This window comes from Pseudomonas sp. TE6283 (assembly GCF_054060555.1).
This window is the reverse complement of record NZ_JBSSDH010000024.1, coordinates 1-17,122: the sequence shown is the minus strand read 5'-3', so window position 1 is coordinate 17,122 and position 17,122 is coordinate 1. Positions and strand designations below refer to the sequence as shown.

Here is a 17,122-nt window from a genome sequence, read left to right as displayed (position 1 = left end):
GCGGTGGCGTGTATCGTACTGTCGGTAAGATTGTCACACCACTTGTCTGTAATGGCTGTATTGAATGTTATGGTTTTTACTACATTAACCCTTGAAATGCAGGGTTGAAACCGGTATTCCTAGTCCAACATTTATAAAAGAACCAACATCATGGCCGCGATCAGTGTCGAACCCTGCACCTTCGCCCTCTTTGGCGCCCTCGGCGACCTGGCGTTGCGCAAGCTGTTTCCCGCGCTCTACCAGCTCGACCGCGCCGACCTCCTGCACCCGGACACCCGCCTGCTGGCCCTGGCCCGCGAGCCGGGCAGTGTGCAGGACCACCTGAACAGCATCGAAGCCCATCTGCGCCGCCATGTGCCGGAGGCCGAGATCGATGCCGCTTCCCTGGGGCGCTTCCTCGGGCGCCTGAGCTACCTGCACCTGGACTTCGTCGAACCGGAGGGCTACCAGGCCCTGGCCGAACAGGCGCCGAGCGGGCAGCCGCTGATCGCCTACTTCGCCACGGCGGCGGCGGTCTACGGCGCGATCTGCGAGAACCTCGACAAGGCCGGCCTGGCCTCGCGCACCCGCGTGGTGCTGGAAAAGCCGATTGGCCACGACCTGGAGTCGTCGCGCCGGGTCAACGATGCCGTGGCGCGGTTCTTCCCCGAGAGCCGGGTCTACCGCATCGACCACTACCTGGGCAAGGAGACGGTGCAGAACCTGATCGCCCTGCGCTTCGCCAACAGCCTGTTCGAAACCCAGTGGAACCAGAATTCGATCTCCCATGTGGAGATCACCGTCGCCGAGAAGGTCGGCATCGAGGGCCGCTGGGGTTACTTCGACAAGGCCGGCCAGCTGCGCGACATGATCCAGAACCACCTGCTGCAGCTGCTCTGCCTGATTGCCATGGACCCGCCCAGCGACCTGTCGGCCGACAGCATCCGCGACGAGAAGGTCAAGGTGCTCAAGGCACTGGCACCGATCACCGGCGAAGGCCTGAGCACCCATGTGGTGCGCGGCCAGTACATTGCCGGCTTCAGCGACGGCAAGCCGGTGCCGGGCTACCTGGAAGAGGACAACGCCAACGCCCAGAGCGACACCGAGACCTTCGTCGCCCTGCGCGCCGATATCCGCAACTGGCGCTGGTCGGGTGTGCCGTTCTACCTGCGCACCGGCAAGCGCATGCCGCAGAAGCTGTCGCAGATCGTCATCCACTTCAAGGAAACCCCGCACTACATCTTCGCCCCGGAACAGCGTTTGCAGATCGGCAACAAGCTGATCATCCGCCTGCAGCCGGACGAAGGCATTTCGCTGCGGGTGATGACCAAGGAACAGGGCCTGGACAAGGGCATGCAACTGCGCAGCGGCCCGCTGCAGTTGAATTTCTCAGACACCTGGCGCAGCGCGCGGATTCCGGATGCCTACGAGCGTCTGCTGCTGGAAGTGATGCGCGGCAACCAGAACCTGTTCGTGCGCAAGGACGAGATCGAATACGCCTGGAAATGGTGCGATCAGCTGATCGCCGGCTGGAAGACCAGCGGCGACGCGCCCAAGCCCTATGCGGCCGGTTCCTGGGGGCCGATGAGCTCGATTGCTTTGATCACTCGTGATGGGAGGGCCTGGTATGGCGATATCTGAACTGCAACTGCCGGCGACGGTGAAGGCGCACCAGCTGTCTGATGCGAAAACCCTGGCGGCGACCCTGGCCCATGATGTGGCCGAGCGCCTGCGCCAGGCCATCGCCAGCAAGGGCCAGGCCTGCGTGGTGCTGTCCGGCGGCCGCAGCCCTGTGGCGTTTCTCGAGAAGCTGGCGGCAGAGGCGCTGGACTGGTCGAAGGTCACCGTGAGCCTGGCGGACGAGCGCTGGGTGCCGGTGGAGCACGACGACAGCAACGCCGGCCTGCTGGCCCGCCATCTGTTCAAGGGCCCGGCGGCCAAGGCGCGTTTCATCGGCCTGTACCAGAGCGCCGCGACCCTGGAGGCCGCCGCCGAGCAGGCCGACCAGGTCCTCGCCGACCTGCCGCCGATCGATGTGCTGGTGCTGGGCATGGGCGATGACGGCCACACGGCTTCGCTGTTCCCGGCCAGCCCCAACCTGCGCCAGGGCCTGGCCAAGGTCGGCGAGCGTCGCTGCCTGCCGATGCTGGCGCCGAGCGTGCCGCACCAGCGCCTGAGCATGACTCGCGCGCTGCTGGCCAGTGCCGGTTTCATCGCCCTGTCCGTGCAAGGCGCGGGCAAGCTCACCACCCTGCGTGCCGCCCTGGCGGCCGAAGACCCTACCGAAATGCCGATTCGCGCCTTTCTTCACGACCCCCTGGACATCTACTGGTGCCCATGAGCCAAGGACCCATTGTCATGACCACCCTCGAACGCCCACAGCCTTTGCTCTCGATGGCCGACAAAGCCGCGCGGATCGACGCGATCTGCGACCAGGCGCGCATCCTGCCGGTGATCACCATCGCCCGTGAGGAAGACATCCTGCCCCTGGCCGACGCCCTGGCCGCCGGCGGCATCCGCACCCTGGAAGTGACCCTGCGCTCGCAACATGGCCTGAAGGCCATCCAGGTGCTGCGCGAGCAGCGCCCCGAGCTGTGCGTCGGTGCCGGTACCGTGCTTGACCGTGGCATGTTCGCCGCCGTCGAGGCCGCGGGCGCGCAGTTCGTCGTCACCCCGGGCATCACCCAGGATATTCTCGAGGCGGGCGTGGACAGCGATATCCCGCTGCTGCCGGGCATCAGCACGCCGTCGGAGATCATGATGGGCTACGCCCTCGGCTACCGCCGCTTCAAGCTGTTCCCCGCGGAGATCAGCGGTGGCGTGGCGGCGATCAAGGCCTTTGCCGGCCCGTTCGGCGACATTCGCTTCTGCCCGACCGGCGGGGTGAACCCGGCCAACGTGCGCAACTACATGGCCCTGCCCAATGTGATGTGCGTGGGTGGCACCTGGATGCTCGACAGCAGCTGGATCAAGAACGGCGACTGGGCGCGGATCGAGGCGTGCAGCGCCGAGGCGATGGCATTGCTGGACTGACAGATTTCGTTGTGTGCTACACGGCTTGTGGGGCGCTTGGTCGGCGCCCCTTTTTTTGCCTGCGAATTTTGTGTTGCCAATGCTGGCCCCGCGATAGGGCCTGTATAGGCAATAAAAAAGCCCGCATCGAGGATGCGGGCTTCGTTCATCGGCGATGGCTTACGCCGCTTTGGCCTGCTGCTGGCTCAGCGACCGGTTCAGCGCGCTGAACAGCGCCTTGAAGCTGGCGGTGGTGATGTTCTCGTCGATGCCCACGCCATGCACCGGACGCCCACCGGCCACGCGCAGTTCGATGTACGCCGCCGCCTTGGCGTTGGTGCCGGCACCGATGGCGTGCTCGTTGTAGTCCATGATCTCCACGTTGACCGGCAGGCCGGCGACCAGCGCTTCGAGGGCGCCGTTGCCCTTGCCGTGCCAGTGCAGGGTGGTCTCGCCTTCACCGGAGACTTCCACCTGCACGTGGCTGCTGCCGTTCTCTTCCTGCAGGCGGTGGCTGACCAGTGCATACGGTGCGTTGGCCTGGAGGTACTCCTTCTGCAGCAGCTTGTAGATCTGCTCGGCGGTCATTTCCAGGCCGAGACGGTCGGTCTCGCCCTGCACCACCTGGCTGAACTCGATCTGCATGCGGCGCGGCAGGCTGATGCCGTACTCCTGCTCGAGCAGGTAGGTGATGCCACCCTTGCCAGACTGGCTGTTGACGCGAATCACCGCCTCGTAGCTGCGGCCGATGTCGGCCGGGTCGATCGGCAGGTACGGCACCTCCCACAGTTCGCCGTCCTGCTGCTTGGCGAAGCCCTTGCGGATGGCGTCCTGGTGCGAGCCGGAGAAGGCAGTGTGGACCAGGTCGCCGACATACGGGTGACGCGGGTGCACCGGCAGCTGGTTGCACTCCTCGACGACCTTGCGCACGCCGTCGATGTCGGAGAAGTCCAGCTGCGGGTCGATGCCCTGGGTGTAGAGGTTCAGGGCGAGGGTGACCAGGTCGACGTTGCCGGTGCGCTCGCCGTTGCCGAACAGGCAGCCTTCGGCACGGTCGGCGCCGGCCATCAGGCCCAGCTCGGTGGCGGCGATGCCGGTGCCACGGTCGTTGTGGGTGTGCAGGCTGATGATCACGCTGTCGCGACGGTTGATGTTGCGGCAGAACCATTCGATCTGGTCGGCGTAGACGTTCGGCGTGGCGACTTCGACGGTGGCCGGCAGGTTGAGGATGATCTTGTGCTCGGGGGTCGGGTTCCACACTTCGATCACCGCGTCGCACACCTCCTTGGCGAACTCCAGTTCGGTGGCGCTGAAGGTTTCAGGCGAGTACTGGAAGGTCCACTGGGTGTTCGGCTGCTGGGCGGCGTACTTGACGAACAGCTTGGCGGCGTTGACCGCGATGTCCTTCACACCCTGCTTGTCCTGGTTGAAGACGATGCGGCGGAACGACGGGCAGGTGGCATTGTACAGGTGGACGATGGCCTTCTTGGCCCCGCGCAGGGATTCGAAGGTACGGGCGATCAGGTCTTCACGGGCCTGGGTCAGCACCTGGATGGTGGTGTCGTCCGGGATGTGGCCGTCTTCGATCAGGGTGCGCACGAAATCGAAGTCGGTCTGCGAGGCCGACGGGAACGATGCTTCGATCTCCTTCACGCCCACCTGCACCAGGGTCTTCCAGAACCGCAGCTTCTTCTCCGAGTCCATCGGCTCGATCAGCGACTGGTTGCCATCACGCAGGTCGGAACTGCACCAGATCGGTGCCTGGGTGATGGTCTTCGACGGCCAGGTACGGTCGGGCAGGTCGATGGTCGGGAACGCGCGGTATTTCTTCGATGGGTCTTTGAGCATGGTCATGGAAGCAATCCTTTTTATGTGCGGCCGTGATCGGGCCTGCCAAACGAAAACGAGAGAAAAAGGCGAGGCGACGCGATTCACCCTGGTAGTCGGGCGCTGACCAGGCAGAGGCTGCGGTGTTGTCGGAGCAGGGTGCTGAAGATGTTCATAGGCTCAACCCTAACCAGTGGGTTGGGGGATGGCAAGCATTGCGGGAAAATTGAGAGGAATGCTTAAAATAACGACGCTTATGAGTTTTTATGGCCGCTGAATCGGTCTTGTTGAGATTTTATTGCGTGATGTTTTTTTGTTGCGCAAATCGCGGGGCCTGCCCGCTCCCACGATGCCACCGTGGGCTGCGTGGGAGCGGGCTGGCCCCCGCGATTACGCTCAGGGCTGGAACGCGCCGATGAAAATCGCAGGATCGACCCGCGCATCGTTGAGGCTGACGTTCCAGTGCATGTGCGGCCCGGTGGCCCGGCCGGTCGAACCCACGCGGCCCACCACCTCGCCACGGCGTAGCACCTGCCCCGGCTTCACGTCGATCTTCGACATGTGGCAGAACATGCTGATGAAGCCCTGGCCATGGTCGACGAACACCGTGCGGCCATTGAAGAAGTAGTCGCCCACCAGGATCACCTTGCCATTGGCCGGGGTCTTGATCGGCGTGCCGGCCGGCACGGCGAAGTCAAGGCCAGCGTGGGGGTTGCGTTCTTCGCCGTTGAAGAAGCGGCGCACGCCGAACTTGCTCGACAGCGGGCCGTTGACCGGCTTGTCGAGGATCAGGTTGCTCGGCAAGGCCGGGCTGAAGCTGCGGTAGGCCTTGACCTGCTCGGCCAGCTCGCGGTCGATGCGCTTGAGGTCCTCGGGCTCGGGGTTGACCTGGCGCTTGTTCTTCAGGGTGATGTGCTGTTCGGGGTATTTCTTGCTGCCCACGCTGAAGTGGATGTCGCGCCCACCCTGGCTGAGCACGGCGCTACCGGGCTTCTGGGTGAGCGGGATGCCGACGATGGCCAGCCAGTTGTCCTGCTCCTTCACCACCAGCACCGGCTTGCCGTCGAAGCGGGCGCTCGGCGCGCTGGCGGCCGGCCCCAGGTTGACCACGGCCACGCCGCCGGGCACCGGCTTGTCGAGGGTGCGGGTGATGTAGCTGGCCTTGGCCGCGGTGAGCGGCAGCAGCAGGGCAAGGGCGAGCAGGGGCGCGAACAGGCGGGGCATATGTCAGTCCAGTAGCGAGAGGGTGACCGGAGTCTGGTGGTTGTCCTCGACCCGCACCTTGAGCTCGCCTTCGTTGAGGCGGGCGGTCAGGCGCTGGCCGTTGTGGGTCTGCGCGGCGCTGCGGATGGCCTGGCCGCGCTCGTCGAGAAGGATGCTGTAGCCGCGGGCGAGGGTTGCCAATGGGCTGACCACCTGCAGCGTCTGCAACTGCGCCTGGAAGCGCTGGCGGCGGTCCTTGATCACCTCGCGCATTGCCCGTGGCAGGCGCTCGGCCAGGCTGTCCAGGCGCTGCTTGAGCAGTTTCAGGTTGCGTCCCGGGTGTTGCGCGGCCAGGCGCATGTCGAGGCGGCCGAGGCGTTCGTGGCGTTGGCGCATGTTCAGCGCGAAGGCGCGGCGCAGGCGCATGTCCAGGTCGTCCAGGCGTTGGGCCTGCTGGCGCAGGCGCTCGCCCGGGTGGCGCAGGCGTCGGGCCAGGCCCTCGACGCGCATGCGGTCATGGGCCAGACGGCTCTGCATGCGCAGCAACAGGCGCCGCTGCAGGCTGTCCAGGCGCTGCTGCAGGCCGCTGCTGTCGGGGGCGAGCAGCTCGGCGGCGGCTGATGGCGTGGGGGCGCGCACGTCGGCGACGAAGTCGCTGATCGACACGTCGGTCTCATGGCCCACGGCGCTGACGATCGGCGTCACGCAGGCGGCCACGGCACGGGCCACGGCCTCTTCGTTGAAGCACCAGAGGTCTTCCAGCGAGCCGCCGCCACGGGCCAGGATCAGCGCGTCGAAGCCCTGCCGGTCGGCCATCTGCAGGGCGCGGACGATCTGCGCGATGGCCTCGCGGCCTTGCACGGCGGTAGGGATCAGGTTGAGTTCGACCTGCGGCGCACGGCGCCGGAACACGCTGATGATGTCGCGGATCACCGCGCCGGTGGGCGAGGTGACAATGCCGATGCGCCGCGGATGGGCCGGCAGCGGCTGCTTGCGTTCGGTGCTGAACAGCCCCTCGGCGCCGAGCTTTTCCTTCAGCGCCTCGAACGCCAGGCGCAGGGCACCGTCGCCGGCCGGCTCGACGGTGTCGAGGATCAACTGGTAGTCGCCACGCCCTTCGAACAGCGAAACCTTGCCGCGCACCTTTACCGCCAGGCCGTCACGCAGGGCCTGGCGCACGCGGGCGGCGTTCTGCCGGAACAGCGCGCAGCGGATCTGCGCCCCGCTGTCCTTGAGGGTGAAGTACATGTGGCCGGAGGCCGGGCGGGCGAGGTTGGAAATCTCGCCTTCCACCCAGACGCTGCGGAACACGTCCTCGAGCAGCACGCGGGCGCGGCCGTTGAGCTGGCTGACGGTGAGGACCTCGCGGTCCAGGCCGAGTCGTTCGAAAGGGTCTCTGATCATGCCGGGCATCATAAAGGAGCCGTCGCGCGGATGCACTGTGTCGGCTACTCGCCCATCGGCGGTGGGAGCATTTCCGGCTTACGACCCTGACACCTGGCGATGCACCCTGGGCACATGATCCCATGAGGAGGTTCGCCATGTACCCCATAGACGCCCACACCTACCGGTCCACAGCTTTCAACCGACGGGTGCGATTCCTGGTGCTGCATTACACAGCCATCAATTTCAACGGCTCGATCAATGCGCTGGCCAATGGCAGCCAGGTCAGTGCCCACTACCTGGTTCCCGACCCGTCCGATCCGAGCTTCGCCAGTGCAGGTTTCGACGCGATGCGCACCTTCAACCTCGTCGACGAGAACGAGCGCGCCTGGCACGCGGGTGTCAGCGGCTGGGCCGGACGCAGCAACCTGAACGATACGTCGATCGGCATCGAGATCGTCAACCAGGCCTCGGTGAGCAACGGCCAGTTCGTGTTCCCGCCCTATCACCCCCAACAGGTGGAAGCCTTGATCCAGCTGGGCCAGGCGATCCTGCAGCGCTATCCGGACATCACGCCGACCCAGGTGGTCGGCCACAGCGACATCGCCATTGGCCGCAAGAGCGACCCGGGTGCCGCTTTTCCCTGGCAGGCGCTGCACCAGGCCGGTATCGGTGCCTGGTATGACGAGGCGCGCAAGGCGTACTACCAGCAGCGGTTCGCGGGCTGCCTGCCGCAGGTCAAGGTCGTCCTCGCCAAGCTGCGTACCTACGGCTACAGCTTCCCGACCAGCCCCGATCCGGCCCAGGTGCGTGCAGTGCTCAGGGCGTTCCAGCTGCATTTCCGGCCAGGCAACTTTGACGGTGTGCTGGATGCCGAAACCGCGGCGATCGTCTTTGCGCTGGTGGAGCGCTACATGCCCTGATCGCGCTGTGGCGAGCGCAGGCTGTCCAGTAGCTTTCTCGACAATGCTCCGGCGTCGCGTCGGCAGGCCAGGGCCACGGTGCTCTGGCAGGCCTCGGCCAGCGGCACGAAGGTGACCGAGGGCGGGGCGATCTCGCGCATGCTCAGGGGCAGCAACGCCACCCCGAACCCGGCCTGGATCAGCTGCAGTTGCGTGGTCTTGCGCGACACCACCTGCGCCGCCTGGGGAAAGAATCCCTCGTTCATGCACAACGACGCCGACAGGTAGCTCAAGCCGCCGCGCTGACGATGGGGTATGGAAATGAAGCGTTCCTCGCGCAGTTGCCCCAGTCGGACACTGCCAGCCGTGGCCAGTGGATGGCTCGCCGCCACCGCCAGCAGCAGGGGCTCGTCGAATAGCGCATGCAACTCCACGCCCTCGTGCTGGCGCAGCACCGGCAGGCGCAGCAGACCGATTTCCAGGCGGCCCTCGGCGATGTCCTGAAGTTGCGCCTCCGACGATTGCTGGGCGATCTCCAGCGAGACGCCGGGGTTGTCCGCGAGGTAGGTGCCGAGGCGCTGCAGCAGTTGTCCAGTCAACGGCACGGTACTGGAGTGGTTCAGCCGCAGGCTGCCGCGCATGCCCTGGCCCACCTCGCGGGCCAGACGTTCGGCCTTTTCCAGGTCGGCCAGCAGGTGTCGGGCGCGGTCGAGGAAAGCCAGTCCTGCGGCGGTCAGCCGTGGCTGGCGGGCGGTGCGTTCGAACAGTGCGGACCCCAGGTGCAGCTCCAGTTCCTTGATCTGTCGGCTGAGGGCTGACTGGGCGATGTAAAGTCGCTCGGCGGCGGCGCTGAAGCTGCCGGCCTCGGCGATTTCGACGAAGTAGCGCAGTTGGCGGATCGAGGTCATGTCATGCCTTTTTCAGATATCTTGTGGCTTAAAGGCATATTAGTCGGCATGGCTTGTCGCTGGCTAACCTTCTGGGGTCTCCCGAGGAATTGCCGTGATGCTCGCTCAACTGTCGTTTTCCATGCTCGACTGGCTACCCATCCTGCTAGGTGTGGGGGTGGCCTATATCGTCTTCGGCATCGCCGGCTTTGGCACCGCGCTGGTCGCCGGCCCCGTGCTGATCCACTTCATGCCGTTGTCGCGGATCGTTCCGTTGCTGGTGCTGCTGGACTTCGTCGCCGCCTTCGGCAACCTCCTGCCGTCGCGGCGCGACGTGGTGCGCGGCGAACTGCTCAGGCTGCTGCCGTTCATGGCCGTGGGCTGCACGCTGGGCGTGGTGTTCCTGCTGCGCCTGAAGTCCGATGTGCTGCTGTTGCTGATGGGGCTGTTCGTCACCGCCTATGCGGTCTATGGCCTGGCGGTGAAGGTACGGCCGGCGAGCCTGTCGGGCGCCTGGGCGGTGCCCATGGGCACGGTGGGCGGGTTGTTCGGCGCCCTGTTCGGCAGTGGTGGTTTCCTGTACGCGATCTACCTCAGTGCACGGCTGGAGGCCAAGGAGCAGGTGCGGGCGACCCAGGTCGCGCTGATCAGTTGCAGCACGGTGGTGCGCCTGTCGCTGTTCCTGATCGCCGGGGTGTATGCCGACGCCAGCCTGTTGCTGCTGGCCGCCTGCCTGCTGCCGGTGATGTTCATCGGTACCTGGCTGGGCCGACGGTTGACGCTGAGGCTGTCCCGCGAGGCCTTCGTGCGGCTGGTCACCTGGCTGGTGCTGGCCAGTGGCCTGGCGTTGATCGGTCGCTACCTGAGCGCCTGAGCAGACGGTAGAATTGCGTCATTACCGCAGTTCGCAGGCCCGCCTCAAGCATGAACACCCAGAGCATCATCGTCCCCAAGCTGTCCACCGTGCCGGTCCACGAAGCCCGGGCCCGCGCCATCCTGCGCTGGCTGGTGCGCGAGAAGATCGTCGAGGAGCAGTTGAGCACCTGTGGCCGCACCGGCAACCGCATGGGCCATGCCCTGGCCGAAGGGGCGCGCAAGGTGGCCCTGCACCCCGAGAAACTGCCGTTCGGTGAGCAGGTCAATGGCCTGGAGGTGATGCTCAAGCGCTGCATCTACACCCCCACCGACGGTTTTCTCGAGGAGGCCGGCTGCCCGGAATGCCGGCGCGAGGTGGGCGAGCCGCTGTTCGAGAGCCTGGAGGAGTGGATGCCGGGGGTGAGTGACAACTTCACCTGCCCGCTGTGCGGCTTCGAGGACGACATCAATGGCTTCCTCTACCTGCAGCCGTGTGCCTTTTCCAACCTGGGGTTCATCTTCAATAACTGGGGCGAGGCCGGGTTCACCCAGGCCTTCCTCGACAGCTTCGCCGACTGGCTGGACCAGCCGGTGGCGGTGGTGCAGGTAAAACTGCCGCAAGGCTGACCGAAGGCCCTTATTTTGCATTGAGCGGCGCGCCATGGATGGGTATAATGGCGCGCTTCCATTTTTCCCTCCCGGGAGCCCCCGCGATGCTGCGTATCAGCCAAGAAGCCCTGACTTTCGACGATATCCTCCTTGTACCTGGCTACTCCGAGGTACTGCCCAATGAAGTCAGTCTCAAGACCCGTTTGACTCGTGGCATCGAGCTGAACATTCCCCTGGTCTCCGCCGCCATGGACACCGTGACCGAAGCGCGCCTGGCCATCGCCATGGCCCAGGAAGGCGGCATCGGCATCATCCACAAGAACATGACCATCGAGCAGCAGGCCGGCGAAGTACGCAAGGTCAAGAAGTTCGAGGCTGGCGTGGTCAAGGACCCGATCACCATCGACGCCGACGCCACCGTGCGCGACCTGTTCGACCTCACCCGCCTGAACAACATCTCCGGTGTTCCGGTGCTGGCGAACGGCGACCTGGTCGGCATCGTCACCTCCCGTGACGTGCGTTTCGAAACCCGCCTGGACGCCAAGGTCCGCGACGTGATGACCCCCAAAGAGCGTCTGGTCACCGTCCGCGAAGGCGCCGACAAGAACGAAGTCCGCGAGCTGCTGCACAAGCACCGCCTGGAAAAAGTCCTGATCGTCGACGACAAGTTCAACCTCAAGGGCATGATGACCGTCAAGGACATCGAGAAGGCCAAGGCCTACCCGCTGGCCAGCAAGGACGACCAGGGTCGTCTGCGCGTCGGCGCCGCGGTCGGCACCGGCAAGGACACCGGCGAGCGCGTTGCCGCCCTGGTGGCCGCCGGCGTTGACGTGGTGGTGGTGGACACCGCCCACGGTCACTCCAAGGGCGTGATCGACCGCGTTCGCTGGGTCAAGGAGAACTACCCGCAAGTGCAGGTGATCGGCGGCAACATCGCCACCGGCGCTGCCGCCAAGGCCCTGGCCGAAGCCGGCGCCGACGCGGTCAAGGTCGGTATCGGCCCGGGCTCGATCTGCACCACCCGTATCGTCGCCGGTGTCGGCGTGCCGCAGATCAGCGCCATCGCCAACGTCGCCGCCGCACTGGAAGGCACTGGCGTGCCGCTGATCGCCGACGGCGGCATCCGCTTCTCGGGTGACCTGTCCAAGGCCATCGTTGCCGGTGCTTCCTGCGTGATGATGGGTTCGATGTTCGCCGGTACCGAAGAAGCCCCGGGTGAAGTCGAACTGTTCCAGGGCCGTTCCTACAAGGCCTACCGTGGCATGGGCTCGCTGGGTGCCATGGCACAGGCGCAAGGCTCGTCCGACCGCTACTTCCAGGACTCCTCGGCCGGCGCCGAGAAGCTGGTACCGGAAGGTATCGAAGGCCGCGTGCCTTACAAGGGCGCCCTGGCCGCGATCATCCACCAGCTGATGGGCGGCCTGCGTTCGTCCATGGGCTACACCGGCAGCGCGACCATCGAAGAGATGCGTACCAAGCCGGAGTTCGTGCGCATCACCGGTGCCGGCATGGCCGAGTCCCACGTGCATGACGTGCAGATCACCAAAGAAGCCCCTAACTACCGCGTAGGCTGAGGCTTCAAGCAATAGCAAGCGGGGCTGTCATGACAGCCCCGTGTCGTTTCCGATTTCCACTGACGAGATTGAGTCATGGCCCTCGACATTCACGCTCACCGCATCCTGATCCTCGATTTCGGTTCCCAGTACACCCAGCTGATCGCCCGCCGCGTGCGCGAGATCGGCGTGTACTGCGAGCTGCACCCGTTCGACATGGACGATGAAGCGATCCGCGAATTCAACCCGCGCGGCATCATCCTGGCCGGTGGCCCCGAGTCGGTCCACGAAGCCAATAGCCCACGCGCCCCGCAAGCGGTGTTCGACCTGAAGGTCCCGGTGCTGGGCATCTGCTACGGCATGCAGACCATGGCCGAGCAGATGGGCGGCAAGGTCGAAGGTTCCGACCTGCGCGAGTTCGGCTATGCCCGCGTCGACGTGGTCGGCAAGAGCCGCCTGCTCGACGGCATCGAAGACCATGTCGATGACGACGGCGTGCTGGGCCTGGACGTGTGGATGAGCCACGGCGACAAGGTCACCCAGATGCCGGGCAACTTCCATGTGCTGGCCAGCACCCCGAGCTGCCCGATCGCCGGCATGTACGACGACGCCCTGGGCTACTACGGCGTGCAGTTCCATCCGGAAGTGACCCACACCAAGCAAGGCGGTCGCATCCTGTCGCGCTTCGTCCAGGACATCTGCGGCTGCGAAGCCCTGTGGACCGCCTCGAATATCGTCGAGGACGCCATTGCCCAGGTACGCGCACAGGTGGGTTCGGCCAACGTCCTGCTGGGCCTGTCCGGCGGCGTCGACTCCTCCGTGGTTGCCGCGCTGCTGCACCGCGCCATCGGCGACCAGCTGACCTGCGTGTTCGTCGACAACGGCCTGCTGCGCCTGCACGAAGGCGACCAGGTGATGGCCATGTTCAAGGAGAACATGGGCGTCAAGGTGATCCGCGCCGATGCCGAGAAGCAGTTCCTCGACAACCTGGCCGGCGAAGCCGACCCTGAGAAGAAGCGCAAGATCATTGGTCGCACCTTCATCGACGTGTTCGATGCCGAGGCCAGCAAGCTGGAGAACATCCAGTTCCTCGCCCAGGGCACCATCTACCCCGACGTGATCGAGTCGGCCGGCGCCAAGAGCGGCAAGGCCCATGTGATCAAGTCGCACCACAACGTCGGTGGCCTGCCGGAGGAAATGAACCTCAAGCTGGTCGAGCCGCTGCGCGAGCTGTTCAAGGACGAAGTACGCAAGATCGGCCTGGAGCTGGGCCTGCCGTACGACATGGTCTACCGCCACCCGTTCCCGGGCCCGGGCCTGGGCGTGCGCATCCTGGGTGAAGTGAAGAAGGAGTACGCCGACATCCTGCGTCGCGCCGACCATATCTTCATCGAAGAACTGCGCAAGGCCGACTGGTACCACAAGACCAGCCAGGCGTTCGTGGTGTTCCAGCCGGTCAAGTCGGTCGGCGTCGTCGGCGACGGCCGTCGCTACGCCTGGGTCGTCGCCCTGCGTGCCGTCGAGACCGTGGACTTCATGACCGCGCGCTGGGCGCACCTGCCGTACGAGCTGCTGGAAACCGTCAGCGGTCGTATCATCAATGAAATCGACGGCATCTCCCGCGTCACCTACGACGTGTCGAGCAAGCCGCCGGCGACCATCGAGTGGGAATGATCCCGCGTCCGGCACTGCCCGGCACGATCTAGCAAAAAATGCCCTGAAGCCCGCGTAATTGCGGGCTTTTGGCTTTTTGGGTCGGGCAAATTCGGGTAGCGTTCTGCATCGCCAAGCACGGTGTTTGTGTGGCATGGTACGGGGTATTGACTGCATCTAATGCCATGCATGACGCTCAATACCATTTCCTTTGCCTCAGTGTTGGCATGGTATCGAGTTGGCCTAAAGGCCCGGTTTTACTGGGGATAGATCCCATTTTTCCGCGCTTTTCAGAGCATGGTATTTTTTCATGGAAATAGTGGAAGCCATGCTCACCGATACCAAGCTTCGAAATCTCAAGCCCCAGGACAAGCTCTACAAGGTGATTGACCGTGACGGCTTGTACGTGGCCGTCACTCCAGCCGGCTCAATCTCCTTTCGCTACAACTATTCCATCAACGGCCGGCAGGAGACCATCACCTTCGGTCGTTACGGCTTAGGGGGATCACTCTGGCAGAGGCTCGCGAGCGGCTAGGGGAGGCGAAGAAGATGGTCGCCGCTGGCAAGTCTCCAGCTAAGGAAAAAGCGCGTGCGAAGGCGCGCACGAAGGGTGCTGAGACTTTTGACGCTTGGGCTGAAAAATGGCTGCGCGGTTACCAGATGGCGGACTCGACGCGAGACATGCGCCGATCAGTCTATGAGCGTGAGTTGAAGCCGAAGTTTGGTAATCAGAAGCTGGTTGAAATCACTCACGAGGATCTGCGAGCGCTGACGGACACCATAGTGGACAGGGGTGCGCCTGCAACCGCTGTCCATTCACGGGAGATCGTACTGCAAGTCTTCCGTTGGGCTATTGAGCGTGGCCAGAAGGTTGAAAACCCTGCCGATCTGGTACGGCCTGCAAGCATCGCGAAATTTGAGCCGCGGGACCGTGCGTTGACGCCCGATGAAATTGCGCTGATGTACCAGTACATGGACAGAATCGGCACTGCGACTTCGGTTCGCGCAGCGGCCAAACTCCTACTGCTGACAATGGTGCGCAAGAGCGAACTGACCAACGCGACGTGGAGTGAGATCAATTTCAGCGAGGCGCTGTGGACGATCCCCAAAGAGCGGATGAAGCGTCGTAACCCTCATTTGGTGTTTCTGTCCCAGCAGGCATTGGATTTCTTCATCGCGTTGAAAACCTTGGCAGGAGGTTCAGACTACGTTTTGCCGTCACGCTACGACTCTGATTTGCCAATGAGTGCGGCCACGGTCAACCAGGTGCTGACGCTCACCTATCGCCTTGCCCAAAAGGAAGGGGTGCCACTAGGCAAATTCGGTCCCCACGACTTGCGACGCACGGCCAGCACGCTCTTGCATGAGGCTGGCTACAACTCCGATTGGATCGAAAAGTGCCTCGCGCACGATCAAAAAGGTGTGAGAGCCGTCTATAACAAGGCTGAATATCGCGAACAGCGCCGTGCGATGTTGCAAGATTGGGCAAATATGGTTGATGATTGGACGCTTAAGAAATCTCGGAAAACAAACGGGTAGCTTCCGCGATTGCGCCCCAATTCAGCAATCGCTTGATAGGAACTTATCCTAAGTTTGACCAAGAATTTTCATCGTTGCTGACCAGTCGGATGCATTCGACGCGATCATCCAAGTGCGTTCGATACCAGTCTCAAGTATGGCTGAAGGATGAAAAAAGTTAAGTTTTATGCTTCGCTGGTCGTTTCTAGTAAAATATGAGGTCAGGAAAATGCTGGAAGAGAATATTATTGATATTGAATACTATTTGGAAGAGATATCCAATAGAAAAATAGGTCATGAGCAAGATGTTGCTTACATCATGCCGGAAGGCAGTGCTGATGGCGTTGATATCCTGAATGAATACTCGCCAGACTTGAGAAAAGATTTAAAGGAGTTTGGCGTCAAGGCCGTTGTCGTAAAAGGCGAAGTGCATACTTATCAAGCATTAAGAAGCGCTGACATAATCTTGCCTTTGATTTTCGGAATTCCTTTTTCGATTCTCGCTAATTTCTTAACGGATTGGTTGAAGAAGAATATACCTAAAGATAAAACGGTCTCTGTGAAGTTTATAAAAAAAGAAGGCGCTAACTATAAAAAAATAGTTGTAGAGGGTTCGGCGGCGGAAGTTGAGTCAATAATAAATAGCCTAAAGGATCATTGATGAGCGAAGAAGATAATGAGCCAGCCTTTGAGGTGCGAGTGATGGCTTTTGGAAATATAAACTTTTCCAGCATGGCGGAGAATAGCTTCAATGAGGCGCAAAAGATTATTGCGGACTACAACGCTGGAGATCTGATAGATCCAGAACCTAAGCTTAGGCACGCTTTGAGTATGCTCCTTAATGTTTTCTGGATAGCTAAAGATTTACGAGTTCCAATTTCAAAGCAGATGCACTCTATAGGGGCAGTGCTGCATGAGGATTACGGGTGCGCCCTGGAGTTTGAAGACGGCTTTTATTTCACAAAATGCCCCAATATGCTTCTGCATCGTGACTTTGGATTTAGTATGCGGGGTTTTGAGAAATATAAATGCTCTATATGTGATATGGACCCTGTGGACTGCGATCATAGGAGTGGGCGGAAATACAGTGGTGTCAAATGTGAAGAATTTGCTGAGCGCTGCAATATATGTAATGATGAGATTTCATCATGCGGTCATTGTTTGGGTGAAACGTATGATGACGTTGAGGCAGTTAAGCTCGCTTATGTCACGGAGATAGTTACATTTGATGTTGTTAAAGAGCCGGAGTGCCCAATCGCAAGAGTGACGAAGATTCCATTCTCCAAGCAGCATATTGCTAATTGCATAAGTGAAGATCCGAACTTTGAAGTATTTGAGTACGGAGGTACAATAATTAATTGTGATCATTGTGTTCGTTGCTCGGAGTATAATCCGGCTGCGAATGATGAGCCCTGGAGTAATCGGTGAGGTTTGATGGGGTCTATGCGGCAAGCGTCGGTAAACAAACTGAAGTGACCAGATGCTCTGCGAATTCGAAATATTCTTATTGGCTGTTGGCAGTTTTTAACGAGGGTCTGCTTTGGATTGGCTACCGACCGTACATGGCTGCTTTCGCTCCTAAGTCATTCGAAAGACTGATTAAGTCGAATGCAAGTGACCGTCTCATTGAGTTCAAACGTGTGGTTTGAATCGCCCCTGGTTTCCTAGACACTCTCCAAGCTCAGAAAATAGCGTTTCTCATACTCTACTGGAGACAGCTGCATAGCACTGCTGTGTCGAC

At 62.2% G+C, this 17,122-nt stretch carries 14 protein-coding genes and 1 pseudogene; 11 read left to right on the top strand and 4 right to left on the bottom strand.

What is annotated here, in order from left to right; genetic code table 11:
* The first annotated feature begins 150 nt into the window (after nucleotides 1-150).
* Genes zwf through ACVWZ5_RS23000 form a run of 3 tightly spaced genes read left to right on the top strand, consistent with a single transcriptional unit; the run spans nucleotide 151 to nucleotide 3,012 of the window.
* Nucleotides 151-1,620: a glucose-6-phosphate dehydrogenase gene (zwf, locus tag ACVWZ5_RS23010; protein WP_028691962.1), complete on the top strand. Its 1,470-nt coding sequence runs from the start codon at nucleotides 151-153 to the stop codon at nucleotides 1,618-1,620.
* Nucleotides 1,607-2,320, top strand: a complete 714-nt coding sequence (pgl, locus tag ACVWZ5_RS23005; RefSeq protein ID WP_062575017.1) for a 6-phosphogluconolactonase — start codon at nucleotides 1,607-1,609, stop codon at nucleotides 2,318-2,320. Before zwf ends, pgl begins: the two co-directional genes overlap by 14 nt.
* 17 nt (nucleotides 2,321-2,337) lie before the next feature.
* Complete coding sequence (locus tag ACVWZ5_RS23000; RefSeq protein WP_084943472.1) at nucleotides 2,338-3,012, top strand: bifunctional 4-hydroxy-2-oxoglutarate aldolase/2-dehydro-3-deoxy-phosphogluconate aldolase; 675 nt, start codon at nucleotides 2,338-2,340, stop codon at nucleotides 3,010-3,012.
* A 159-nt stretch (nucleotides 3,013-3,171) separates the two neighbouring features.
* Here the strand turns inward: ACVWZ5_RS23000 and leuA are convergent, their stop codons facing one another.
* The 3 genes from leuA to xseA form a co-directional block, all read right to left on the bottom strand.
* The gene (gene leuA / locus ACVWZ5_RS22995) at nucleotides 3,172-4,845 is read right to left on the bottom strand and encodes a 2-isopropylmalate synthase (protein WP_028691640.1); all 1,674 of its coding nucleotides are present in this window, start codon (nucleotides 4,843-4,845) and stop codon (nucleotides 3,172-3,174) included.
* A gap of 369 nt (nucleotides 4,846-5,214) precedes the next feature.
* Complete coding sequence (locus ACVWZ5_RS22990) at nucleotides 5,215-6,042, bottom strand: M23 family metallopeptidase (protein ID WP_084943474.1); 828 nt, start codon at nucleotides 6,040-6,042, stop codon at nucleotides 5,215-5,217.
* Between the two features lie 3 nt (nucleotides 6,043-6,045).
* Nucleotides 6,046-7,425, bottom strand: coding sequence for an exodeoxyribonuclease VII large subunit (gene xseA, locus ACVWZ5_RS22985; protein WP_084943476.1), 1,380 nt, complete (start codon nucleotides 7,423-7,425; stop codon nucleotides 6,046-6,048).
* A 137-nt stretch (nucleotides 7,426-7,562) separates the two neighbouring features.
* Here xseA and ACVWZ5_RS22980 point away from each other — a divergent pair, with 137 nt between their 5' ends.
* Entirely contained in the window at nucleotides 7,563-8,327 is a 765-nt protein-coding gene (locus tag ACVWZ5_RS22980) for an N-acetylmuramoyl-L-alanine amidase (protein WP_186599427.1), read from the top strand.
* Here ACVWZ5_RS22980 and ACVWZ5_RS22975 read toward each other — a convergent pair.
* Nucleotides 8,315-9,214, bottom strand: coding sequence for a LysR family transcriptional regulator (locus tag ACVWZ5_RS22975; protein ID WP_280070731.1), 900 nt, complete (start codon nucleotides 9,212-9,214; stop codon nucleotides 8,315-8,317). The two genes, ACVWZ5_RS22980 and ACVWZ5_RS22975, sit on opposite strands and share 13 nt — an antisense overlap.
* 97 nt (nucleotides 9,215-9,311) lie before the next feature.
* Here ACVWZ5_RS22975 and ACVWZ5_RS22970 point away from each other — a divergent pair, with 97 nt between their 5' ends.
* The 7 genes and pseudogenes from ACVWZ5_RS22970 to ACVWZ5_RS22940 all read left to right on the top strand — a co-directional run bounded on the left by ACVWZ5_RS22970 (nucleotide 9,312) and on the right by ACVWZ5_RS22940 (nucleotide 16,809).
* A complete protein-coding gene (locus ACVWZ5_RS22970) occupies nucleotides 9,312-10,067 on the top strand; it encodes a sulfite exporter TauE/SafE family protein (protein ID WP_062575011.1) in 756 nt (251 codons plus the stop codon).
* 50 nt (nucleotides 10,068-10,117) lie between these two features.
* Entirely contained in the window at nucleotides 10,118-10,675 is a 558-nt protein-coding gene (locus ACVWZ5_RS22965) for a hypothetical protein (protein ID WP_023628476.1), read from the top strand.
* A gap of 86 nt (nucleotides 10,676-10,761) precedes the next feature.
* Complete coding sequence (gene guaB / locus ACVWZ5_RS22960) at nucleotides 10,762-12,231, top strand: IMP dehydrogenase (RefSeq protein WP_028691634.1); 1,470 nt, start codon at nucleotides 10,762-10,764, stop codon at nucleotides 12,229-12,231.
* A gap of 75 nt (nucleotides 12,232-12,306) precedes the next feature.
* Nucleotides 12,307-13,884: a glutamine-hydrolyzing GMP synthase gene (guaA, locus tag ACVWZ5_RS22955; protein WP_062360446.1), complete on the top strand. Its 1,578-nt coding sequence runs from the start codon at nucleotides 12,307-12,309 to the stop codon at nucleotides 13,882-13,884.
* 307 nt (nucleotides 13,885-14,191) lie between these two features.
* Nucleotides 14,192-15,402: pseudogene (locus ACVWZ5_RS22950) on the top strand (tyrosine-type recombinase/integrase).
* Between the two features lie 208 nt (nucleotides 15,403-15,610).
* The gene (locus ACVWZ5_RS22945; RefSeq protein WP_457340886.1) at nucleotides 15,611-16,042 is read left to right on the top strand and encodes a hypothetical protein; all 432 of its coding nucleotides are present in this window, start codon (nucleotides 15,611-15,613) and stop codon (nucleotides 16,040-16,042) included.
* On the top strand, nucleotides 16,042-16,809 hold the full coding sequence (locus ACVWZ5_RS22940) for a hypothetical protein (RefSeq protein WP_457340885.1): 768 nt from the start codon (nucleotides 16,042-16,044) through the stop codon (nucleotides 16,807-16,809). Before ACVWZ5_RS22945 ends, ACVWZ5_RS22940 begins: the two co-directional genes overlap by 1 nt.
* Nucleotides 16,810-17,122: the final 313 nt, after the last annotated feature.